The sequence below is a fragment of the Pseudomonas sp. MWU12-2037 genome (genome assembly GCF_023242345.1).
Classification (GTDB): Bacteria; Pseudomonadota; Gammaproteobacteria; order Pseudomonadales; family Pseudomonadaceae; genus Aquipseudomonas; species Aquipseudomonas gingeri_D.
On the sequence record NZ_JALLIZ010000021.1, the window covers coordinates 29,684 to 50,801 of the forward strand.

Genomic DNA, 21,118 nt, shown 5'->3' on the forward strand with positions numbered 1-21,118 from the left:
GCCACCTGACGTCTCTAGCGCCGCGTGATCAACCCCTGCCGCGCAACGCGGGTCAGTTGTCGGATCACGGCTTGGGCGTGCTCGGCATCCGGCGCCTGGATCACCGCCAGATCAAAACTGTTATCGGCAAAGCGGGCCAGGGAGTCACCGTCCTCGACAAACTGGATCAGAAAAGCCGAGGCGCGACCCTTGCGTCGTGGCCAGCCGTCGAGATAACGCAGCAGCGTGGGCTGATGTGTACCGCCGAGGAGGATTTTAGGGTTGCGAAAAGGCAGATTCGCCGTGATCGGCGTCAGACGTACAACGGGGCGTGGGTTGTTCAAAGTGCGTGTCTCCACCTCAACGATCTGCCGGGCAGGTGTGAGGCAACACCGAACCAGCGCTTTAGCGGTATTTCGAAGCTTCTCTCAAGCTTCTGTCGGCGGTCTTTTGATCCACCTGGCGCCCCGCAAGTAGCTGTTTAAATCGGCGCATGTATTTATCCTAGAGAAGCCGGTGGCTGGCTGTCAAGAATCCTCCACAACGAACAAGCCCGCAAAAATGCGGGCTTGTCGTATTCGTGTGGGAGCCGGCTTGCTGGCGATGAGGCCAGTGAGCCTTGCATCGCCGAATCGGACGCTATCGCCGGCAAGCCAGCTCCAACAAAGGCTTGCGCTGTCGTCTGGATTCTACGAGCGGGCGATGGCCGCGTCCGCCGAGAGTTTGCCGGCCCCTTCGATCAGTACCGCAAATGTCCCGCCTAACAGGGCCAGGGCGAACTCATAACCATTGTTGGCCATGAACAGACCGTTGTGGATATGCACCGAGAAGATCGCCACTAGCAAGGTAAAGGTCAGGCCCAGCGCCGCCGGACGGGCCAACAGGCCGATGATCAGGGCCAGGCCGCCGAAGAACTCGGTGCCGCCCGCCAACAGGGCCATCAGGTGACCCGGTGCCAGGCCGATGCTCTCCATCCACTGCGCCGTGCCGGCCAGGCCGTAGCCGCCGAACAGGCCGAAGAGCTTCTGCGAACCGTGGGCGGCAAAGATGATCCCGACAAAAATCCGCAGGACAGTCAGGCCATAACCGGCGCGGGTGCTCAGAACGCGATTGATCAAGGTGCTCATCGGTGAATCCTTTTTGATATAGGGGTTGATGGGCCTCATATTAATCAGTTTTTAACATGTAAAAAGCGCAAAAAACCCGACAAAACAATCAACTTATTCGATTACTTACGCAAGGCAATCTTCCGTGCATTCGGCTCCAGGGAGTCGCGCTCGCGGTCAAATGCCAGGTAATACTTGTTCACGCTGTTCACATAGTTCACCGCATTCATCCCCACCTGCTCCATGGCGATGCGCTCGACCTGGAAGAACCACTGATTGGGGTTCAAGCCACGGCGGCGGGCCTCGGCGCGCATGCCCTGGACCCGTTCCGGGCCCATGTTGTAGGCCGCCAGGACAAAGGCCATGCGCTCGCGTTCGTTGAGCTTGGGGCTGGCAAAGAACTTGCGCCGGATCATCGCCAGGTACTTGGCCCCGGCCTGCACATTGTTATCGACATTCTGGATATTGCCGACGCCGACCCGCTGCGCCGCCGAGGGGGTGATCTGTAGCAATCCGGTCGCGCCGCTGGCACCCCGGGCGCCGGGATCCAGGGCCGATTCCTTGAAGGCCAGCGCCGCCAGGTTCAGCCAGTCGATGCCCTGGGCCTGGGCATGCCGTTGCAAGACCGGACGGAGCTTTTCCAGCTTCGCCCGATCACTGCGACTCAACGGATAATGCACCTGGTACAGGCGTCGATAGATCCGCAGAAACGCCGTGTCCTGGTCCGAAGGGGCCTTGTAGGTCTTGAGAAAGCGGTCGATACTCGCCCGCAGCATTGAAGCATTGTCGCGTACGAACCAGTGCATCTGCCCCGGCTCGCTGACCAGCACCTGCTTGTCGAAACGCAGCTTGGGCATGATCCGCGCCCAGCGTTCGGCAATCGGCTGCTCGACGACGGTCAGGTGAAAGATCCCGCCCTGGACCATCTCCAGCACATCCTCTGCCGCCAGGCTCGGATCGACCCATTCGATCTTGACCGGCGGCAACTTGCGCAAGGCCAGTTTCTGGTTGATCTGGTTGACCGCCTCACCCGCGGCGCTGCCGGGGGTCAGGGCCAGGGTCCGGCCGGACAGTTGTTCAAATCGGGTAAAGCGCTTCTCGCCTTTGAGCCCTACCAGCAGTAACGGCACCGTATTGCCGAGGGGATCGCTGGCGAGCACCGCGTGCCCAGGCTGGACTTCGAGCAATTCCCCTGGGGCTACCAGATCACCCTCCCCACGCTGCAAGGCGCCGAGCAGTTGGTCCTTGGCCTTGGGAATGATCTTGAGGGTGATCTCCTGGTTGTCGCGGGCCTGGCTGTTGAGGAACTGCTCGAAGGCGCGCAGGCGATGGTATTCGAGGCCAATGACCTCGCCCTGGACCTCGCCGCTGCTGTTGCGGCTCTGGTTGACCAATACCCGCAGGACCCGGCTGCTGCGAATCTCCGCGAGGTCGCGGACCTTGCCCGGCTGGGCGATTTCCAACGGCCCGGCCAACCGCGCAAGCGCCGGCAACGGCAGCAGCAGGGACAGGCACAGCAGGAGCAACAGCGAGGGTCGCTTCTTCATCCGTTCTCCGGAAAGAATACTGCCCAGCCTCAGACGAAGGTGGCCTGAAGTCGAACAACTGAAATCGAGCGTCTTTTGAACGCGAAAAGTGCGAAAGACTGGGTACGGCACCGAGGTCATGCCAACCGATGTTTTCTTCCGGCTTTAAGAGACAGTCATAACTCGTTGTAGTTCTTGATTTTTATTATAAATCTACAGCTCTGGTATGCTTTTCGGCCTGTGGCCTGAGGTAGCACCATGCAACTCATCGATATCGGCGTCAACCTGACCAACCCCGGTTTTGCCGGCAAACAGCAGGAAATACTCGACCGTGCCTATGCCGCCGGAGTCTGCCAACTGATTGTGACAGGCACCAGTCTGGAGGGCAGCGAACAGGCGTTGGAGCTGTGCCGGGAGCTGGATCAGAGCGGTCGGCGGCTATTCGCCAGCGCTGGCATCCACCCCCATTCCGCCAGTGACTGGAGGGCCGACAGCGCCGCTCGTCTGAAAGCCCTGCTGATGGAACCGAACGTCTGCGCGGTCGGCGAATGCGGGCTGGATTTCAACCGCGATTTCTCCCCGCGCCCGCAACAGGAAAAAGTCCTCGAGGAACACCTGGCCCTGGCCGTGGAGTTGCAGCGTCCGGTGTTCCTCCATGAGCGCGATGCCAACGTCCGTTTGCTGGAGATCCTGCGGGACTACCGCGACCACCTGCCCGCCGCCGTGGTGCACTGTTTCACCGGCGAGCAGAAGGCGCTGTTCAGCTATCTCGACCTGGACCTGCATATTGGCATCACCGGCTGGATCTGCGATGAGCGTCGTGGCACCCACCTGCACCCACTGGTGCGGGAGATTCCCCGGGGCCGCCTGATGCTCGAAAGCGACGCGCCCTACCTGCTGCCACGCAGCCTGCGGCCCAAGCCGAAGAACGGCCGCAATGAACCGGCGTACCTGGGCGAAGTGCTGCGTGAAGTGGCCCTGCACCGCGACGAAAGCCAGGAAGACCTGGCCGCCCACACCAGCGCCTGCGCCCGCGCGTTCTTCAATTTGCCGGGCCTCGACTGAAGCGGCATTGACCCATATCAACAATTGCCTCCCTGAGTAGCGGCACAATAATGGCACCTTGCCAAAACTGTTTCCGCCCTATCAGGGAAGACCCACCATGCGTGCCTGGCTTAGCAATATCTCGCTGAAATACAAGTTCTGGGCCGTGAACGCGGTCGCGTTTGTCACCACCCTGTTTCTGGTGCTGTACGCCGTGCAGTTGGAACAACAGGCCCGCACCGACGCCTCCCGCGCCGCGGTCCAGGCCCAGGCTCACCTGCTCGCGGCCTGGCCCGAAGGCAAGGCCTGGCCCGAGGCCGACAACCTGCTGCCGTTCAAGGCCGGTGAAACGCCGACCCTCAAGGGGCAGATGTTGCCGCGTCTCAAGGACGCCAACGGCTGGGTCGCTTACGACTATATGCCACTGTTCGGCGACAACCCGCTGCTCGGCGCACAAGTGCTCGGCCGTGGAGAACAGCAGGTCGCCGTACTCGCCTATGCGCCAAGCCTGGCCCAGGTGTTCAGCGAACGTTTCGCCAACTATGCGGTGGCCGTCTTCATCCTGATGCTGGCGATGCTCGGCGCCTCGCAGTTGCTGATCCGCTTCCTGCTCAGCCAGCTCAATACCCTCAAGGACGTGATGCTCCACGTGGAGAAGACCGGCGACCTCTCGGCCCGTGTGCCATTGGCCGGCAAGGACGAAGTCGGACAAATGGCCAGCGCCTTCAATGCCATGCAAGCCGGCTATCAGCGGGTGGTCAGCACGGTGGCGCGCACGGCGGCGCAACTGGATGTCGGCGCGGCGCGCCTGGCCTCGAGCATGAACGACGTGCGCCACGGCATGCTCGGCCAGCAGAGCGAAACCGACCAGGCCGCCACGGCCATCAACGAAATGTCAGCCACGGTCTATCACATCGCCCAGCACGCCGGCGCCACCCGTGACCTGTCGAAAACCGCCGACGACCTGGCCGGCAGCGGGCACGTCGTAGTCAACCGGGTCCAGCAATCGATCACCGGGCTGTCCAGCGGCGTGCAGCAGACCGCGACGATGATCCAGCAACTGGCCGAGGACAGTCAGAAGATCAATGGCGTGGTCAGTGTCATTCACAGCATCGCCGAACAGACCAACCTGCTGGCACTGAACGCCGCCATCGAAGCGGCCCGGGCCGGGGAAATGGGTCGAGGTTTCGCGGTGGTCGCCGATGAGGTGCGCAACCTGGCCAAGCGCGTACAGAGTTCCACCGACGAGATCACCACCATGGTGTCCGCCTTGCAGGCCGGCACCCGCGACGCCGTGGACTTTATGCAGGAAAGCTCGTTCAAGGCCGACGACTGCGTGCAACAGGCCCAGGAAGCCGGGGAAGCGCTGGCGCAGATCACCAGCGCGGTGGCCCAGATGCGCGAAAGCAACACCCAGATCGCCGTGGCCGCCGAACAGCAGAGCCAGGTCGCGGAAGAAATGAACCGGGCGGTGGTGAGCATCCGCGACGTGACCGAGAACACCGTGCAACAGACCGTGGACTCGGCCACCACCAGCCATGACCTGGCGAAGCTGGCGGGAGAGCTGAGCAAGGCGATTGGCCAGCTCAAACTATAGGATCGATAGGAAGAGTTGATTCGCCCGGAAAGCTAGCCGGGCTTACTCTCTGTTCACCTACTACACGAACAGAGGACACGATCATGGGCCAACGTCACCCCAACTTCCCCGCCTGGCAATGGCGGGTTGCCCCCCAAGCTTCGAACGATGGCACCCGCGAAGGCATGCAACTGCTGGCGCTGACCCTGTTCGCACTGTCCTTCCTGCTGGTGAGTTCCGGCGTGTTCGCGCAGAACCCGACCAACTTCGCCGTTGGCGTGCTGGGCCTGGTGGCCGCATTCAGCCTGCGCAGCAAAGGCCAGAGCCTGGCACTGGAAGCCTGAGCCAGCACCGTTCCCCTGAAGGCCGGCTTGCCGGCCTCAGGCAAACACGGTAACGGTCTGCCGGCTCAATGCGATCAGCCGTCCATCGGCGCTCCACAACGCCGCCGCCACATGGCCATAGCCGTCGCGGGCATGCTCGATCACCGCGCGGTATTTGCACCAGTCCAGGGTATCGAGTTCCAGCAATGGCTGGACGAACTCCACCGTCCAGGTCAGGGTGCTGCCGGCCGCCGGTTTGCCCAGGTGTGACAACACCGCCGGCGGCCAGGCGTCCACCAGGGCCAGCAAGTGCGCCTCGGTCAGCGGCTCTTGCCGGACATCCCCACGCAGTTGCACCCAGCCGCCCATCTCGCGGGATTTGTTGCCGGTAAAAGGCATGCCACCCACGCCCCAGCGCATCGACAGATTACGCATGAACTCCGGCATCACTCCCGGGATATAGGGCGCCTCCGGGCATTCGTCCCAATGCTTGAACGCGGGTGCCGGCTCAGCCGCCACCTCCACCACCGATTCCCGCGACGCGCCAAAGCTACCCTGAACCAACGTCACCACCTGGCCATTTTGCATGGCCCGGCCCAGCACCTGGCTGACCGCCTTGCCCTCGCGCAACACCTCGACTTCAAAATCGATGGGCACCCCAGGCTCGGCCGGCCCGACAAAAGTGATCGCCAGCGAACGTACCGGCCGCTCGGCCGGTACCCGGGCGCGCATCGCCTCGTATTGCAGCGCCACCATCAGGCCGCCAAACGTGGCCCGTCCCTGCGCCCACTCGGCAGGAATGGAAAGCCCCTTGGGCTCGCGGCGAACCGCATCGAGCAAATCTGAAAAGCGCATGCTGACCTCAGCTGGAAAAAGTCCTACAGAATAGTAACCAGCTCATCCGCGCCACACAGCACTCATACCGGCCAAAGCAGCGGTCAAACAGGCCGCCGGCACTCAGCTGAAACAGGTCTCGCTCAACCGATCCAGCACCCGGTCGGCCTTGTTCTCGGCCAGGGCCATGGTCCTGCGCCAACCCGTCACACAGGATTGCAGGTCCGGCTCCTGTTCCGCCCGCAGCAACCATTGCCAGCAATCATGCCAATCACCCAGCGCTTCCTGGGCCGACTTCAGGGACTTCAAGGCTGGCGCCGGCAAGCGATTCAGATGCGGATAGGCCTCGGCGGCGTAACGCACGCGCTTGATCAACAGCCGCAACCGATGGCGGTCATGCAGCGGGTCATGCAAGGCTTCATCCAGGGCCTCCCACTGTTTGGTCAAGCGCTTTTCGATGCGTTTGTGCAGGCCCTTCAACAGGCCCTGGTGTTGCGAAGCCCGGAGAAAACGCGGAAAGGCATCGAGCACACTGAACAACTGTTTCAGCTCGGCACTGCGCGCCACCGCCCAGTACTCATCGGACAACTGTTCCGTACGCCGCGCCGCCGCCACATGATGCCCCTGCCGATGCAGGTAGGCGGCCAGCACTTCACGATCGCGAATCGGCGTGGTCAGGCTGCCGACCTGCTGCGCCGCCTGCTCGACCTGTTCGACACCCGGCAAGCCACGCAACGGCCGCAACAAACTGCGCAGACGTCGTACCGTAGTGCGTAAATCATGCAGGCCCTCCTCGTCGGTCAGCGCATCCACCCGCGCATGACAGGCCAACAAGCGCACTTCCAGGCTCAGGACCTGAACCACCAATTCATCCACCAGGGCAGACATTCGACACTTACTCCCAAATCGAACTTCCAAGACTACGACGCAATGACCGCAACCGCTGTTGCAATGCATCCATCGACGGGGCCTGTTCAGCATAGCGCTGGGCCACGAAGCTCTGGACAAATGCATTGATATTTTCCGCCTGGCGCGGCAATTCCCGGGCCGCCCGCTCGCCAAACGCCTGCGGGCCCTCGCCCGGTTCGCGCACCAGCCCACGCCGACGCAGGAGCTTTTCAAAGGCGGCGAATACCCGTAGCGACGGATCGGAGGTGTTGCGCCAGGGGCGCAGCAGCAACAGCGAGAGCAGCCCCAGGATCAGCACCAGACCGACCGGCAGGACCCAGGCGGTGAGATCGCCGAACCAGCGCCCCAGCAGCTGCAATTGCTGGTCACCCTGATAACCCAGGACCCAGCGCTGCCAACCGTAATTGAGATTATCCCAGCCCAGGCGCAGATTATTGAGCCAGGTCAGATGCGGGTAACGCAGCGGTGAGAGTGACGAGGCGCCGAGCATATCCTCGTCGGCCGCCAGGGCCTGTTCCAGGCCCTGATCGATACGCTGCGGAGCCACCGCATAGGTCGGATCGACGCTGCGCCAGCCCTGTCCGTCCTGCCAGTATTCGACCCAGGCGTGGGCATCGAACTGACGCACCGTGAGAAAATTGCCCCCCGGATTCAGCTCACCGCCCTGATAGCCGGCCACCATTCGCGCCGGAATTCCCGCCGCCCGCAACACGTAGACCATGGCCCCGGCATAATGCGCACAGAAGCCCTGGCGGCTGTCGAAGAGGAAAGCGTCGATACTGTCGGCGCCCAGGGTTGGCGGCTTGAGGGTGTAGTAATAGGGCTCGTCGTGAAAATGCTTGAGCAGCGCCGCCACCAGCGCCTGGGGTTGTGGATAAGTTTGCCGCAACTGTGTTGCCCACTGCCGGCTGCGCGGATCGCCCTGGGTCGGCAACTGCAAGGCCTGGCGCCGGGCCCGGTCACTGAGTTGCGGATCGCGCATCACCTGCGGCCAGGACTCGGCCCGATAGAGCAAGACCTGCTGCACCGGCCGCTGGCGTTGCACCCGATAGTCCGCCAGTTGGTGCACATCGACCTGATCGGTGCGGGCCACATCCAGTGCCGGCAACCAGGGTTTGCCGCTGGCCTGGAGAATGATGCTGTAGCGCCAGGACTCGCCAGCGGCCTGCCATTTCGGCGCCTGGCTGTAGTTCACCGATGGCGCCTGGCTCCAACGCCGGCCATCGAATTGCTCCAGGGTCAGCGCCCGCCAATACAGGTCGCGACGCGCCGGCATGGGGCCTTCGAAGCTGGCGCGAAAGGCCAGTTCCGCGGAACGCCCAAGCTCGGCCACATCCCCCGGCGACATGCTTTCGGACAACCCGCTCTGTGCCTTGTCGATAGCCAACGGCAATGACCAGAGCGGCGCGATACGGGGGAAAAACAGGAACAGCAGGAGCATCAACGGCAAGGCTTGCAGCAACAGGGTCATGGACAACCACAAGGTCTTCAGCGGCCGGGTCGTCGCGCCCTGCTGCAAACCGACCAGGGCCGCCAGCAGCGCCCCCACCGGCAGCAGGCTGTAGAACGCCCAGGGCAAGCTGTCCTCGAACAGATAGGCCACCGCGACACAGAACAGCCCGAGGAAAATCAGCACCAGGGCATCGCGGCGAGTGCGGGTTTCCACCAGCTTGAGGATAAACATCGCCACCAGCAGCACCGCCCCGGCGTCCAGTCCGATCAGGCTGCTGCGCGAGAGCCAGATACCGCCGATGGTGGCCAGCAACAGAAGCAGTTCCATCAGGCGTCCGGGAAAACGCGCGCGCATGCGGTAGACCTGGACCCGCCAGACCGTGCAGCCGAGCCACAACCCGACCATCCACGGCGGCACATGGAACCAGAACGGCAGCATCACCAGGGTCTGGGCCACCAGCAACCAGACCAGGCTGGCGCGGGAAATCAGTGGCGCGGCGCTCATGGGCTTTTCCCGAACAGCGCGAGGGCCCGCAGGCAGGCCTCGCAGTGGGCCGCACCGGTATCGCTGTCCAGCATCTGGTCAGGCAGATGCAGGGAGAACATGGTCTCGCGACGGGACAACTCCAGCACCCAATAACACAGGCGTGACAGGCGCTGCTCGGCATCCCCGCCCAGGGCCAGGAAGTCCAGGCACAGCTCACGACCGTCGAGCCGGGCGAATTCCTTGATCAGCAGGCCCTGGCCACGGGAGTAGGCTTTCCAGTGCAGGCGCCGCCAGGAGTCGCCGGGCTGATAGACCTTCAGGCTCTGGTAGTCATCGACCCCCTGGCCGTGGGCGCGCATCCCCTCTTCGCGGTCATCGGCGAGCACGCTGGCCAGGGTCGGCAGCTCGCCTTCCAGGGGTTGTGGATAAACCAGCACCTTCTGGCCCAGGTCGAGCCGGCTCCAGGTCCGCAGGATCCCCAGCGGAAAACTGCTTTCGACACCGATGCGCGGCGCGTGCAGCCAGCCGCGCACCAGGGTCGGCCGGTTCAACTCCAGTTCGCAGAAACCCGCGGGCGGCACATCGACGCTGTGCACAGCCTGCGCCGACCAGCCCAGGCCAATGGACTGATGGGCTTTGCCGGCACTCTCCAGGCGCACGAGAAAACGCGCCTGCTCGCCGACAAACACCGCAGGCCCGGTCCCGGCACTGAGCACCAGCCCCTGCAGATTGCGCCAGGTATGCAGGATCGCCACCACGAACACCGACAGCAGCAGGAAGCACAGGGCGTAGGCCAGGCTGCTCTGGTAGTTGATGGCGACCATCAGGATCAGCGCCAGCAGCGCGGCAAATACCCCGCCGGCGCGATTGGGCATGATGAAGATCTGCCGCTGGGTCAGTTGAATCCGCGCCGAGGGCGGCAGGCGCCGCGCCAGCCAGGCCTGCCAGTACTCGCGCAGGCGCCGGATCAAAGCGCCGGCACCTCGCGCAGCAGCCACTGCACCAGGGCGCCACCGCCCTGCCCGGTGGGATCGGCACGCTCGCGCAGGCGATGGCTGACCACCGAGGGCAGGACCGCCTGGACGTCTTCCGGCACCACATAGTCGCGCCCCGCCAACAGCGCCCAGGCCCGGGCGGCGGCGAGGATCGCCAGGCTCGCGCGTGGTGACAGTCCCCAGGCGAATTGCGGCTGGTCGCGGGTCGCGCCAACAAGACGCAGCACATAGTCCACCAACGAATCGCTGGTGCGCACCTGCTTGACCTGCTGTTGCAGCGCCGACAATTCGGCATGGTTGAGCAGCGGTTGCAGTTTTGGCAGCAGGTCGCGGCGCGACACGCCTTGCAGCAGGGCCTTTTCCGCGGCCCGGGCCGGATAGCCGAGGGATACCCGCATCAGGAAACGATCGAGTTGCGACTCCGGCAAGGCGAAGGTGCCGCCCTGGCTGCTGGGGTTTTGCGTGGCGATCACGAAGAACGGCGACGGCAAGGGCCGGGTGGCGCCTTCGATGGTCACCTGGCCTTCTTCCATGGCTTCGAGCAAGGCGCTCTGGCTCTTGGGCGTGGCCCGGTTGATTTCGTCGGCCAGCACCAGCTCGGCGAAGATCGGTCCCGGGTGGAACACGAACAGCCCGCTGTCCTTGTCGAACACCGAGGTGCCGAGGATATCGCTGGGCAACAGGTCGGAGGTGAACTGGATACGCTGGAAGCTCAGGCCAAGGACCTTGGCCAGGGTGTGGCTGAGGGTGGTCTTGCCCATGCCGGGCAGGTCTTCGATCAGCAGATGACCGTTGGCCAGCAGGCAGGTCAGGGCCAGGCGAACCTGCGCATCCTTGCCCAACACCACCTGGTTCACGGCCTGCAGACAGGCTTCCAGTTTACTGCGCATAGGCAGACATCCGAACTTGGGAGAAGCCGAAGATACTACCGTGTTTCTACTGCAATGCAGGTTTGTGAAATAGCGCTATTTTCCATAACAACACCGAACCTGCTTTCTGCAACAACACCCAACCTGTAGGAGCAGGGCTTGCCAGCGAAGCTTTTGGCCGCCTCACGGGCAAGCCCTGCTCCTACGGGGATTGTGTTCGGCCTTGACTGACGGGCATTGGGCATGCCATGCGTCTATAAGGGACCGCACTAATGGGCTCAACGTCCGGCGCGGGACTCACGGATGTAGAAACGCGCTTTCTCGGCCTTGTTGGTACAGCCCTCATAGGCTTCGAACTGCTGCTGGGTCTTGGCCCCGGTCAGCAGCGACAGCGCCTTGGAGTAGCTCACGGTCCCGGCAAAACCTTCGGCCTTGGCCAGGTCCAGCTCGTGCCAGGCGGCATCCAGTTCGGTACCACAGCTGTCCCGGTAGGCAGTTTTGCCAGCACAACCGGCCAACGCCAACGCAATCAATGGCACACAGATCCAGGCTTTCATCGATGACACCTCAGGAGAAAATAAATACTTGTGCAGGTTATGACGGCACGCCAGGCAAAAAGTGCCTTGGTCTTTCACTCAAGCTTAGCCAATCAAGATGACGATGGGTGCAGTCGAGACAATTCAACGGCAAAGAACAGCCGACGCCACGATTGTACCCGCCTCGCCGGAGGTGCATTGTTAACAACCGCTTGTTCAAGGACTGACTCATGAAAAAACGTGTTGCGCTGGTGCTGGGCTCGGGTGGGGCCCGGGGTTATGCCCATATCGGGGTGATCGAGGAAATCGAAAGACGCGGTTATGACATCGCCTGTATCGCCGGTTGCTCCATGGGCGCGGTGGTCGGCGGCATCTATGCGGCCGGCAAACTCGACGACTACCGCCGCTGGATCGAGAGCCTGGACTATCTGGATGTGCTGCGCCTGGTGGACGTGAGTTTTCGCCTGGGCGCCATTCGCGGCGAAAAGGTCTTCGGGCAGATCCGCAAGATCGTCGGCGAGGTCAATATCGAGGACCTGCGTATTCCCTACACCGCTGTCGCCACCGACCTGACCAACCAGCAGGAAATCTGGTTCCAGGAAGGTTGCCTGCACCAGGCGATGCGCGCCTCGGCGGCGATTCCCAGCCTGTTCACCCCGGTGATGCAAGGCAACCGCATGCTGGTGGACGGCGGCATTCTCAATCCCTTGCCGATCGTTCCGGTGGTCTCCAGCCACTGCGACCTGATCATCGCCGTCAACCTCAACGCCACCAACCAGAAGCAGTACCAGCTACCGGTGATCCAACGACCGCCGGCGTTCAAGAGCCGCTTCAACAACCTGCTCAGTTCCATGGGCTCGCGCCTGCCGTTCCGCCGTAAACAGGCCGAGGAGCTATTGCGCCTGGAACAACAGACCCTCGCCAGCGAGGCTGCCCAGGTCGGCAATCCCTGGCTCGATGGCCAGGAACCCCAGGCCCGGCAACCGGCTGCCACACCACAAAACGACGGCGCGCCGAAGTCCGCCACCGGCTCGTTCATCATCGACAACGTCGGCCCGGCCTCGCTGCTGGACCTGATCAACCAGAGTTTCGAGGTGATGCAGACCTCGCTGGCGCAGTACAAGATCGCCGGCTACCCGCCGGATATCCTGATCAACGTGCCCAAGCGGGTGTGCCGCTTCTTCGAGTTCTACAAGGCCCCGGAGCTGATCGCCCTGGGACGCTTGATTGCCAGCGATACGCTGGACCGCTATGAGGAAGAAGGGCGCCAGGGCTAGTTATCGAGCAACCGGTAACCGACCCCCGCCTCGGTCACGATAAACCGTGGCGCGGTCGGGTCATCCACCAGCTTCTGGCGCAGATGCCCGACCACGATCCGCAGGTAGTGACTGTCTTCGGTATGGGTCGGGCCCCAGATATCCTTGAGCAACTGCTGCTGGGTGATCACCCGCCCGGGGTGCCGCGCCAGTTGCGCCAGCACCGCGTACTCCTTGCGGGTCAGCGCCACTTCCGCGCCATCGAGCAACACCCGCCGGTAGGCCAGGTCGATGGTCAGCGGCCCAAAGGTCAACGCCGCCTCCTGGGCCTCGCCACTGGGCGCCTGGCGCAACAGGGCGCGAATCCGCGCGAGAAACTCCTGGATACCGAACGGCTTGGTCACGTAGTCGTTGGCCCCGCCATCCAGCGCCTCGACCTTCTGCCCCTCGCCGGCCCGCACCGAGAGCACCAGCACCGGCGCCGTGGACCATTCGCGAAACTCACGCAGCACCTGCTGGCCGTCCATGTCCGGCAAGCCGAGGTCGAGCACCAGCAGGTCCGGCTTGTTCAGGGCGGCATGGGCCAGGCCCTCGGCGCCGGTACCGGCCTCCAGCACCTTGTAGCCCTGGGACACCAGGCTGATGCGCAGGAACTTGCGGATCTGCGGTTCGTCGTCGATGACCAGGATGGTCGCGGTCTGGGTCATGGTCTTAACATCATGGCAATCGGTGGCCAAAGCATATCAGGCTTCACTTTCAATGCCCGGTTGCTCCTGCAAAGGGAGGAACAGGGTGATACAGGTGCCATGGCCGTCAATGCCATCATCCACGGCAATATGTCCGCCGTGTGCGCCGACCATCCCCTGGCAGATCGCAAGGCCCAGGCCCGTACCCTGCCCGCCGCGATCGCCACGGGCGGCGGTGTAGAACATGTCGAAAATCTTGTGCCGCTCATCTTGCGGAATCCCCGGTCCTTCGTCACTGACGGAAAAAAACAGCTCCTTGTCGGTGGTGCCGGCACGCAGTTGCAGGCGCCCCTGGGGCGGTGAAAAGCGCGCGGCATTTTCCATCACGTTGATCAGCGCCTGTTCGATCAGCGCCGCGTGTACATAGAGTAGTGGCAAATCCGCCGGCAACTCGGTACTGACCTGCAACGGCGCCAACACCGCCCGCAGCCGGTTCAGCGCGCTGCCGATGATATCCGCCGGCGCGACCCAGTCGCGGGCCAGCTTCAGCGCCCCGTGGCCGAGCCGGGTCATGTCCAGCAGGTTCTGGATATAACGGTCCAGGCGCTCGGCTTCGTCGCGGGTGCCTTCCAGCAGTTCCCGGCGATCTTCCAGGGGAATCGCCTCGCCCAGCGCCAACAGGCTGTCGATGCTGCCGCGCATGGACGTCAGCGGGGTACGCAAGTCATGGGACACCGAGGCGAGCAAGGCACTGCGCAGTTGTTCGGTTTCGCCGTGCAGGCGAGCGGCCTCGAGGTCATCGGCCAACTGCGCCCGGGCCAGGGCCTGGGCCAGCGGCTGGCTGAGGGCGGTCAACAAACGGCGACGCTGCCCGCTCAGGGTCTGTCCCTCTTTGGGGGAGACCCCCAACAGGGCCAGTGGCCCCTCTTCCGCCGACAACGGCCACCACCACCAACGCCCGAACGGCAAGGTGCCGGTGCCCATGCCCGCTGGCTGGTCGTGCTGCCAGGCCCAGTCGGCGGCGGCCCGCTCGGACTCGGAGAAGGTCTGCGGGCCGCCGGTCTCGACTTTCCAACCGCCCTGGCCGTCGCGATTGAGCAGACAGATTTGCAGCTCTTCCCAACCACTGAGGTGCTGTGAAGCGGCACTGATGACCGCCTGGCGATCAGTGGCCGCGGTCAGCTTGCGCGACAGGTCGAGCAGTTCGCTGGTTTCTTCCTGGGTATCGCGCAGGGCCTCCAGCTGCCGCCGCTGACGCGCCGCGAGGTTACCGGTGAGCGCTGCCATCAAGAGGAAAAACAGCAGCGTCAGCACATCCTCCTCACGCTGGATGGCGAAGGAGAATTTCGGCGGGATAAACAGGAAGTCGTAACTCAGGAACGACAGCACCGCACAGGCCAGCGACGGCCCCAGGCTGCTGCGCACTGCCACCAGTAACACGGCGGCGAGGAACACCAGGGAAATATTCGGCAATGGCAGCACACTGGCCACGCCCCAGGCCAGGGCGGTGGCCAGGATCGTCGCCACCAGAGCCATCGCGTAGTCGAACCAGACCACCGCTTGCGGATCGCGGGTACGCGCCACCTGTTGCTCTTCGTCACGGTCCAGCACATTGATTTCCAGGCCGTGGGCATTGCGCAACAAACGCGCTGCCAGGCCTCCGCCAAACAGTCGGCGATGCCAACGTTGCCGTGACTGCCCCACCAGCACCAGGCTGGCGCGGCGTTCGGCGGCATGTTGAATCAGGGTCTTGGCCACTTCCCCGGCGCGCAGCAGCACTACTTCGCCGCCGAGACGCTCGGCCAGTTGCTGGGCACTTTGCAGACGCAGGCGCGACTGCTCGTCGCGCACGCTGCCATTGTCCACATGCACCAGGCTCCAGGGCAGATGCCGGCGCTGGGCGACCCGACTGGCATGGCGCACCAGGCGCTCGGCCTGGGCATCGCCATCCACTCCCACCAGCAGGCGTCCGCGCAGGGCCGGCGCCGCCTGGCCGAGGGTCCGGTAACCGAGGGCCAGGTCGTTGTCGACCTGGGCCGCGGCCGTCTGCATGGCCAGTTCGCGCAAGGCGGTGAGGTTGGTCTGGGTAAAAAATGCATCGATGGCGGCGCGGGCCTGCTCCGGCACATAGACCTTGCCGTCGCGCAGGCGCTCCAGCAGTTCCCGGGGCGGCAGGTCGATCAGCAGCAGTTCGTCGGCCTCCTGCAGGACCCAGTCCGGCAAGGTTTCACGGACCTGCACACCGGTAATACCGCGCACCTGGTCATTGAGGCTTTCCAGGTGCTGGACGTTGACCGTGGTGAACACATCGATACCGGCGGCCAGCAACTCCTGGACATCCTGCCAGCGTTTGACGTGACGGCTGTTGGGGGCGTTGCTGTGGGCCAATTCATCGACCAGCACCAGCTTGGGCTTGGCCTTGAGCAGGCCGTCGAGGTCCATTTCTTCAAGCAGGACCCCGCGATATTCGGAGCGCACCAGCGGCTGCTGCGGCAAACCGCTGAGCAGCGCCTCGGTTTCCGCGCGGCCGTGGGTTTCCACCACCCCGGCGAGGAGCTTCACACCCTGGCGCAGTTGAGTGTGGGCGGCCTGCAACATGGCGTAGGTCTTGCCGACACCGGGCGAAGCGCCGAGGAAGACCTTGAGCCGGCCACGACCGTCGCGGGGCAGTTCTGCTAGGAGCGCGTCGGCGCGACCGGAATCACTCATGTCATCGGTTCTCACTTATGAAGCTGACACCACCGCTCCTTGTAAGAGCCGGCTTGCTGGCGATAGCGGTTATCCAGGCAACAACGATGTCGGCTACCAGATCGCATCGCCAGCAAGCCGGCTCCTACAAGGTTCGCGGTGTTGGCGGCATTGGCCGCGTTACTTCGAAACTTCGGCCAGGGCCGCATTCAAGGCAAGCACATTGACCACCGGTGGGCCAATCAGCGGTTGCTCGATATGCATTTCAACCAGGCGCTCGACATCGGCCGTCGGCAGGTTGCGCGCCTGCGCTACCCGCGCCAGTTGATAGCGAATCGCTTCAGGTGGCAAGTGCGGATCGAGGCCGCTGGCCGAGGTGGTCAGCATCGACAGAGGCACCGGGCCCTGGCCGGGCACCGCCTGCTTGGTCGCATCGTCGAAGATCCGCGTGGCCAGGGCCGGGTTGCTCGGGCTCAGGTTGCTCGACGAGCTCGACACGGTGGCAAAGGCCCCCGCCGAAGGCCGCGGATGGAACCAGGTGTCACCGGTGAAATCCTGGGCAATCAGGCTCGAGCCACGGACCTTGCCGTCGGCATCACGCACCAGGCTGCCATTGGCCTGCGCCGGGAAGACCACCTGGGCCACGCCGGTGACCACCAGGGGATAGGCGACACCGGTAATCAGGGTCATCAGGACCAACAGGCTCAAGGCCGGACGTACTACGCTGGACATGTTCAATTCCTCAAATTCAGGGGTACACAACCTGCAGGCGCCGGCTTGCCGGCCCCTGCAGAAAAACGCGTCACACCAGGTGCAGCGCCGTCAGCAGCATGTCGATGGCCTTGATCCCCACGAACGGCACCACGATCCCGCCTAGCCCGTAGATCAGCAGGTTGCGCCGCAACAGGTGGGCGGCACTCGCCGCCTGCACCCGCACGCCACGCAGGGCCAGCGGGATCAGCACGACGATGATCAGGGCGTTGAACACGATCGCCGAGAGGATCGCGCTCTGCGGGCTGGTCAGGTGCATGACGTTGAGCACGCCCAGCTGTGGATAAATCGAGGCGAACAGCGCCGGCAGGATGGCGAAGTACTTGGCCACGTCGTTGGCAATCGAGAAGGTGGTCAGCGCCCCTCGGGTGACCAGCAATTCCTTGCCGATCTGCACCACGTCCAGCAGCTTGGTCGGGTCGCTGTCGAGGTCGACCATGTTCGCCGCTTCACGCGCGGCCTGGGTGCCATCGTTCATCGCCATGCCGACGTCGGCCTGGGCCAGTGCCGGGGCGTCGTTGGCACCGTCACCGCACATCGCCACCAGACGACCGTCGTTCTGCTCCAGGCGAATTCGCGCCAGCTTCTTCTCCGGGGTGGCTTCGGCCAGCACATCGTCAACCCCCGCCTCGGCCGCAATCGCGGCGGCGGTCAGCGGGTTGTCGCCGGTCACCATCACGGTGCGGATACCCAGCTTGCGCAATTCGGCGAAGCGATCACGAATGCCTGGTTTGACCACATCCTTCAGGTGAATGGCCCCCAGCAGACGACCATCGGCGCAGACCAGCAACGGCGTACCACCGCTCTGGGCGATCCGGTCGACTTCCCGGGACAAAACCGGCGACAGGTCGCTGCGTTTCTGGCCGACAAAGGCCAGCAGTGAATCCACCGCGCCCTTGCGATAGACCCGGCCCTGGTAGTCGACACCCGACAGCCGCGTTTCGGCGCTGAACGGCACGGCGGTCAGTTCGGCCGCGGTCGGTTCTTGCTGCGGATGCAGTTCACGCAGGTACTCGACAATCGACTTGCCTTCGGCGGTGTCGTCCGCCAGCGAAGCCAGCAAGGCGCCTTCAGCCAGCTCCTTGGCGCTGACGCCAGGGGTGGCGTAGACCGCCGTGCAGCGACGGTTGCCGAAGGTGATGGTGCCGGTCTTGTCCAGCAACAGCACATGCACGTCACCCGCCGCTTCCACCGCGCGACCGGATTTGGCGATCACGTTCAAGCGCACCAGGCGATCCATCCCGGCGATACCGATGGCCGAGAGCAGGCCGCCGATGGTGGTCGGAATCAGGGTCACCAGCAATGCCACCAGGAACACCAGCGGCAGGCTGCCACCGGAGAAGTGGGCGAACGGCTGCAGGGTCACCACCACCAGCAGGAAGATCAGGGTCAAGCCGATCAGCAGGATATCCAGCGCCACTTCGTTGGGGGTCTTCTGGCGCTTGGCACCTTCCACCAACGCGATCATGCGGTCCAGGGTCGATTCACCGGGGTTGGCGGTGATGCGCACGATCAGCCAGTCGGACACCAGGCGGGTATTGCCGGTGACCGCCGAGCGGTCGCCGCCGGACTCACGAATCACCGGCGCGGACTCACCGGTAATCGCCGCTTCGTTGACGGCGGCGATCCCTTCGATCACCTCGCCGTCGCCAGGGATCATTTCCCCGGCGGCCACCCGTACCACGTCACCTTTGCGCAGGTTGGCGGCGGGAACCGATTCGAAGCTGCCATTGGCCTTGCGGCGATGGGCCACCAGGCCTTCGCTGCCGGCCTTCAGGCTGTCGGCGCGGGCCTTGCCGCGCCCTTCGGCCAGGGCCTCGGCAAAGTTGGCGAACAACACGGTGAACCACAGCCAGAGGGCGATCTGGGCGGAGATAAAGATCGAAACAGTGCTGTCCGGCACAAAGCACAGGACAGTGGTCAGGATCGCCGTCAGTTCGACCACGAACATCACAGGTGCACGTTGCAACTGGCGCGGGTCGAGCTTGACGAAAGCTTGGACCAGGGCCGGACGCCACAGGGCGGACATCGCGGTCTTGGCTGGCTCGGCCGGTCTGGCTTGCGCCGTTTTTGCTGCGGGAAGAGGCATATTCATCATTATTTCCTCAGAAACCCATGCTCAGATGTTCGGCAATCGGGCCCAGCGCCAGCGTCGGCAGGAAGGTCAAGCCACCCACCAGCAGGATGGTCACCGTCAGCAACGTGACAAACAGCAGGCCATGGGTCGGAAAACTGTTCTGGCCAATCGGTGCGGTCTTCTTCATCGCCAGGCTGCCGGCCAGGGCCAGTACCGGGAAGATGTAACCGAAGCGACCGAGCAGCATGCTCAGGCTCATCATCAGGTTGTGGAACGTGGTGTTGGCACTGAAACCACCGAACGCCGAACCGTTATTCGCGGTGGCCGAGGTGTAGGCGTACAGCAGTTGACTGAAGCCATGGGGCCCCGGGTTGCTGACGGCCGCGGCAGGTCCAGGCAGGCTGGCAGCCAGCGCGCCGAGCACCAGGGTGCCCACTGGCATCACCAGCAAGGTCACCACCAGCAGTTGCACTTCCTTGGCCTGGAGTTTTTTGCCCAGGTATTCCGGAGTACGACCGATCATCAGGCCCGCGAGGAATACCGCGATCAGCACGTTCAGCAGCATGCCGTAGAGGCCCGCGCCGACGCCGCCGAAGATCACTTCGCCGACCATCATGTTGACCAGCGCCACCATCCCGCTCAGGGGATTGAGGCTGTCATGCATGGCGTTGACCGAGCCGTTCGAGGCGGCCGTGGTGGTCACTGCCCAAAGCACGCTGGCGGTGGTACCGAAACGGGTTTCCTTGCCCTCCAACGGAGCGGTCTGCTCCACCAGTGGATTGTGCAGCGCCGGGTTCGGCTGATACTCGGCATACAGCGAGACCGCGCCGCCGATCAGCAGCAGGGCGAGCATGCAGCCCATGATGGCTCGGCTCTGGCGCAGGTCCTTGACGTAATGGCCGAAGGTGAAGACCAGTGCCGCCGGAATCAGGATGATCGACACCAACTCGATCAGGTCGCTCAGGGCCGTGGGGTTTTCGAACGGATGGGCCGAGTTGACGCCGAAGAAACCGCCGCCGTTGGTGCCTAGTTGCTTGATCGCGATCTGGCTGGCCGCCGGGCCCAGGGGAATAACCTGGTCGACGCCCTGCAGGGTCACGGCATTGACGTAGTGCGCGAAGGTCTGCGGAACACCCTGCCAGACCAGGAACAGCGCCATGATCAGGCACATCGGCAGCAGGCCGTAGAGCGTGGCCCGGGTCATGTCGACCCAGAAGTTGCCCAGGGTCGCCGTCGAGCGCCGACTGATGCCACGGCACAAGGCGACCAGCACGGCCAGGCCGGTGGCGGCACTGACGAAGTTCTGCACGGTCAGGCCGGCCATCTGGCTCAGGTAGCTCAGGGACGCTTCACCACTGTAGTTCTGCCAGTTGGTGTTGGTCATGAAACTGATGGCGGTGTTGAACGACAGGGTCCACTCCAGGCCCGGCAGATTCTGCGGGTTGAGCGGCAGGTATTGCTGGAACAGCAGAATCGCGAATAGCAGCACAAACCCCGCCAGGTTGAAGGCAAACAAGGCCAGGGCATATTTCTGCCAGCTCTGCTCGCTGCTGGCATCGACCCCGGACAGGCGATAACAGGCCCGTTCCAGCGGCCCGAACACCGGCGTCAGCCAGGTCCGCTTACCTTCCATCACGTTGTAGTAGAACCGCCCCAATGCCGGTGCCGGCGCAAGCACCAGCACGAGAAACGCCAGGATCAGCAAATAGTCATAACTGTGCATACCTGCCGCTCCTAGTTCCGGTCCGCGCGCAACAGCGCAACCAGTAGATAAATGAACAGCGCCACAGCCAGCAGCAGTGACACCCCGTCCAGAATGCTCATGGAATTTCCCCTTGGTACGGCAACGGCCGTGTGTGGGGCTTATTGTCGTGAGGGAGGCCGTAAAGGAACGAGGGCGAGGCCGGGGGCGATGCGTAAAGAAGGCGTAAAGAGTGACTTTACGTAGGAGTTACACCCTAGAATCCGTAGGAGTTCCAGGGAGATGACCGATTTGACGCGGGC

The 21,118-nt window shown here is 63.6% G+C and carries 19 protein-coding genes; 4 read left to right on the forward strand and 15 right to left on the reverse strand.

Annotation, left to right across the window (positions count from 1 at the left end):
• Nucleotides 1-14 precede the first annotated feature (14 nt).
• From M5B42_RS27175 to M5B42_RS27185, 3 genes are all read right to left on the reverse strand, one after another.
• A complete protein-coding gene (locus tag M5B42_RS27175) occupies nucleotides 15-323 on the reverse strand; it encodes a class I SAM-dependent methyltransferase (RefSeq protein ID WP_177100349.1) in 309 nt (102 codons plus the stop codon).
• Between the two features lie 345 nt (nucleotides 324-668).
• Entirely contained in the window at nucleotides 669-1,106 is a 438-nt protein-coding gene (locus M5B42_RS27180; protein WP_248747543.1) for a DoxX family protein, read from the reverse strand.
• A gap of 101 nt (nucleotides 1,107-1,207) precedes the next feature.
• Nucleotides 1,208-2,632 carry a transglycosylase SLT domain-containing protein gene (locus tag M5B42_RS27185; RefSeq protein WP_152737163.1) on the reverse strand — a complete coding sequence of 475 codons (1,425 nt, stop codon included), beginning with the start codon at nucleotides 2,630-2,632 and terminating at the stop codon, nucleotides 1,208-1,210.
• A 237-nt stretch (nucleotides 2,633-2,869) separates the two neighbouring features.
• Here M5B42_RS27185 and M5B42_RS27190 point away from each other — a divergent pair, with 237 nt between their 5' ends.
• The 3 genes from M5B42_RS27190 to M5B42_RS27200 all read left to right on the forward strand — a co-directional run bounded on the left by M5B42_RS27190 (nucleotide 2,870) and on the right by M5B42_RS27200 (nucleotide 5,575).
• Nucleotides 2,870-3,676, forward strand: coding sequence for a TatD family hydrolase (locus tag M5B42_RS27190; RefSeq protein WP_248747544.1), 807 nt, complete (start codon nucleotides 2,870-2,872; stop codon nucleotides 3,674-3,676).
• A 97-nt stretch (nucleotides 3,677-3,773) separates the two neighbouring features.
• Nucleotides 3,774-5,252 carry a methyl-accepting chemotaxis protein gene (locus M5B42_RS27195; RefSeq protein ID WP_248747545.1) on the forward strand — a complete coding sequence of 493 codons (1,479 nt, stop codon included), beginning with the start codon at nucleotides 3,774-3,776 and terminating at the stop codon, nucleotides 5,250-5,252.
• Nucleotides 5,253-5,335: 83 nt separating this feature from the next.
• Complete coding sequence (locus tag M5B42_RS27200) at nucleotides 5,336-5,575, forward strand: terminase (RefSeq protein ID WP_103498628.1); 240 nt, start codon at nucleotides 5,336-5,338, stop codon at nucleotides 5,573-5,575.
• Between the two features lie 36 nt (nucleotides 5,576-5,611).
• Here M5B42_RS27200 and M5B42_RS27205 read toward each other — a convergent pair whose 3' ends face one another.
• The 6 genes from M5B42_RS27205 to M5B42_RS27230 form a co-directional block, all read right to left on the reverse strand.
• Nucleotides 5,612-6,409 carry a thioesterase family protein gene (locus M5B42_RS27205; protein WP_248747546.1) on the reverse strand — a complete coding sequence of 266 codons (798 nt, stop codon included), beginning with the start codon at nucleotides 6,407-6,409 and terminating at the stop codon, nucleotides 5,612-5,614.
• A 102-nt stretch (nucleotides 6,410-6,511) separates the two neighbouring features.
• Nucleotides 6,512-7,276, reverse strand: coding sequence for a CHAD domain-containing protein (locus M5B42_RS27210; RefSeq protein WP_248747547.1), 765 nt, complete (start codon nucleotides 7,274-7,276; stop codon nucleotides 6,512-6,514).
• Between the two features lie 7 nt (nucleotides 7,277-7,283).
• On the reverse strand, nucleotides 7,284-9,254 hold the full coding sequence (locus M5B42_RS27215; RefSeq protein WP_248747548.1) for a DUF3488 and transglutaminase-like domain-containing protein: 1,971 nt from the start codon (nucleotides 9,252-9,254) through the stop codon (nucleotides 7,284-7,286).
• The gene (locus tag M5B42_RS27220) at nucleotides 9,251-10,207 is read right to left on the reverse strand and encodes a DUF58 domain-containing protein (protein WP_248747549.1); all 957 of its coding nucleotides are present in this window, start codon (nucleotides 10,205-10,207) and stop codon (nucleotides 9,251-9,253) included. Before M5B42_RS27220 ends, M5B42_RS27215 begins: the two co-directional genes overlap by 4 nt.
• Nucleotides 10,204-11,121 (reverse strand): MoxR family ATPase, encoded by a 918-nt coding sequence (locus M5B42_RS27225; RefSeq protein WP_248747550.1) that lies wholly within the window; start codon nucleotides 11,119-11,121, stop codon nucleotides 10,204-10,206. The genes M5B42_RS27220 and M5B42_RS27225 overlap by 4 nt, the downstream gene beginning before the upstream one ends.
• A 257-nt stretch (nucleotides 11,122-11,378) precedes the next feature.
• Nucleotides 11,379-11,657 carry a hypothetical protein gene (locus M5B42_RS27230; protein WP_100940841.1) on the reverse strand — a complete coding sequence of 93 codons (279 nt, stop codon included), beginning with the start codon at nucleotides 11,655-11,657 and terminating at the stop codon, nucleotides 11,379-11,381.
• A gap of 209 nt (nucleotides 11,658-11,866) precedes the next feature.
• Here M5B42_RS27230 and M5B42_RS27235 point away from each other — a divergent pair, with 209 nt between their 5' ends.
• The gene (locus tag M5B42_RS27235; protein ID WP_248747551.1) at nucleotides 11,867-12,913 is read left to right on the forward strand and encodes a patatin-like phospholipase family protein; all 1,047 of its coding nucleotides are present in this window, start codon (nucleotides 11,867-11,869) and stop codon (nucleotides 12,911-12,913) included.
• Here the strand turns inward: M5B42_RS27235 and M5B42_RS27240 are convergent.
• From M5B42_RS27240 to kdpF, 6 genes are all read right to left on the reverse strand, one after another.
• Nucleotides 12,910-13,599 carry a response regulator gene (locus tag M5B42_RS27240; protein WP_103498620.1) on the reverse strand — a complete coding sequence of 230 codons (690 nt, stop codon included), beginning with the start codon at nucleotides 13,597-13,599 and terminating at the stop codon, nucleotides 12,910-12,912. The genes M5B42_RS27235 and M5B42_RS27240 overlap by 4 nt on opposite strands.
• A gap of 36 nt (nucleotides 13,600-13,635) precedes the next feature.
• Nucleotides 13,636-16,287, reverse strand: coding sequence for a sensor histidine kinase KdpD (locus M5B42_RS27245; RefSeq protein WP_248747552.1), 2,652 nt, complete (start codon nucleotides 16,285-16,287; stop codon nucleotides 13,636-13,638).
• 159 nt (nucleotides 16,288-16,446) lie between these two features.
• Complete coding sequence (gene kdpC, locus M5B42_RS27250) at nucleotides 16,447-16,998, reverse strand: potassium-transporting ATPase subunit KdpC (protein ID WP_103498618.1); 552 nt, start codon at nucleotides 16,996-16,998, stop codon at nucleotides 16,447-16,449.
• Between the two features lie 70 nt (nucleotides 16,999-17,068).
• Nucleotides 17,069-19,132 carry a potassium-transporting ATPase subunit KdpB gene (gene kdpB, locus M5B42_RS27255; protein WP_103498617.1) on the reverse strand — a complete coding sequence of 688 codons (2,064 nt, stop codon included), beginning with the start codon at nucleotides 19,130-19,132 and terminating at the stop codon, nucleotides 17,069-17,071.
• Nucleotides 19,133-19,142: 10 nt separating this feature from the next.
• Complete coding sequence (kdpA, locus tag M5B42_RS27260; protein WP_248747553.1) at nucleotides 19,143-20,837, reverse strand: potassium-transporting ATPase subunit KdpA; 1,695 nt, start codon at nucleotides 20,835-20,837, stop codon at nucleotides 19,143-19,145.
• An 11-nt stretch (nucleotides 20,838-20,848) separates the two neighbouring features.
• Nucleotides 20,849-20,938, reverse strand: coding sequence for a K(+)-transporting ATPase subunit F (kdpF, locus tag M5B42_RS27265; RefSeq protein ID WP_017128001.1), 90 nt, complete (start codon nucleotides 20,936-20,938; stop codon nucleotides 20,849-20,851).
• Nucleotides 20,939-21,118 lie beyond the last annotated feature (180 nt).

Excerpts from the sequence above, each read along its gene's own strand:
- M5B42_RS27180 (WP_248747543.1), bottom strand. The coding sequence starts at position 1,106 with ATGAGCACCTTGATCAATCGCGTTCTGAGCACCCGCGCCGGTTATGGC.
- M5B42_RS27185 (WP_152737163.1), bottom strand. The coding sequence starts at position 2,632 with ATGAAGAAGCGACCCTCGCTGTTGCTCCTGCTGTGCCTGTCCCTGCTG.
- M5B42_RS27190 (WP_248747544.1), top strand. The coding sequence starts at position 2,870 with ATGCAACTCATCGATATCGGCGTCAACCTGACCAACCCCGGTTTTGCC.
- M5B42_RS27195 (WP_248747545.1), top strand. The coding sequence starts at position 3,774 with ATGCGTGCCTGGCTTAGCAATATCTCGCTGAAATACAAGTTCTGGGCC.
- M5B42_RS27200 (WP_103498628.1), top strand. The coding sequence starts at position 5,336 with ATGGGCCAACGTCACCCCAACTTCCCCGCCTGGCAATGGCGGGTTGCC.
- M5B42_RS27205 (WP_248747546.1), bottom strand. The coding sequence starts at position 6,409 with ATGCGCTTTTCAGATTTGCTCGATGCGGTTCGCCGCGAGCCCAAGGGG.
- M5B42_RS27210 (WP_248747547.1), bottom strand. The coding sequence starts at position 7,276 with ATGTCTGCCCTGGTGGATGAATTGGTGGTTCAGGTCCTGAGCCTGGAA.
- M5B42_RS27215 (WP_248747548.1), bottom strand. The coding sequence starts at position 9,254 with ATGAGCGCCGCGCCACTGATTTCCCGCGCCAGCCTGGTCTGGTTGCTG.
- M5B42_RS27225 (WP_248747550.1), bottom strand. The coding sequence starts at position 11,121 with ATGCGCAGTAAACTGGAAGCCTGTCTGCAGGCCGTGAACCAGGTGGTG.
- M5B42_RS27230 (WP_100940841.1), bottom strand. The coding sequence starts at position 11,657 with ATGAAAGCCTGGATCTGTGTGCCATTGATTGCGTTGGCGTTGGCCGGT.
- M5B42_RS27235 (WP_248747551.1), top strand. The coding sequence starts at position 11,867 with ATGAAAAAACGTGTTGCGCTGGTGCTGGGCTCGGGTGGGGCCCGGGGT.
- M5B42_RS27240 (WP_103498620.1), bottom strand. The coding sequence starts at position 13,599 with ATGACCCAGACCGCGACCATCCTGGTCATCGACGACGAACCGCAGATC.
- M5B42_RS27245 (WP_248747552.1), bottom strand. The coding sequence starts at position 16,287 with ATGAGTGATTCCGGTCGCGCCGACGCGCTCCTAGCAGAACTGCCCCGC.
- kdpC (WP_103498618.1), bottom strand. The coding sequence starts at position 16,998 with ATGTCCAGCGTAGTACGTCCGGCCTTGAGCCTGTTGGTCCTGATGACC.
- kdpB (WP_103498617.1), bottom strand. The coding sequence starts at position 19,132 with ATGAATATGCCTCTTCCCGCAGCAAAAACGGCGCAAGCCAGACCGGCC.
- kdpA (WP_248747553.1), bottom strand. The coding sequence starts at position 20,837 with ATGCACAGTTATGACTATTTGCTGATCCTGGCGTTTCTCGTGCTGGTG.
- kdpF (WP_017128001.1), bottom strand. The coding sequence starts at position 20,938 with ATGAGCATTCTGGACGGGGTGTCACTGCTGCTGGCTGTGGCGCTGTTC.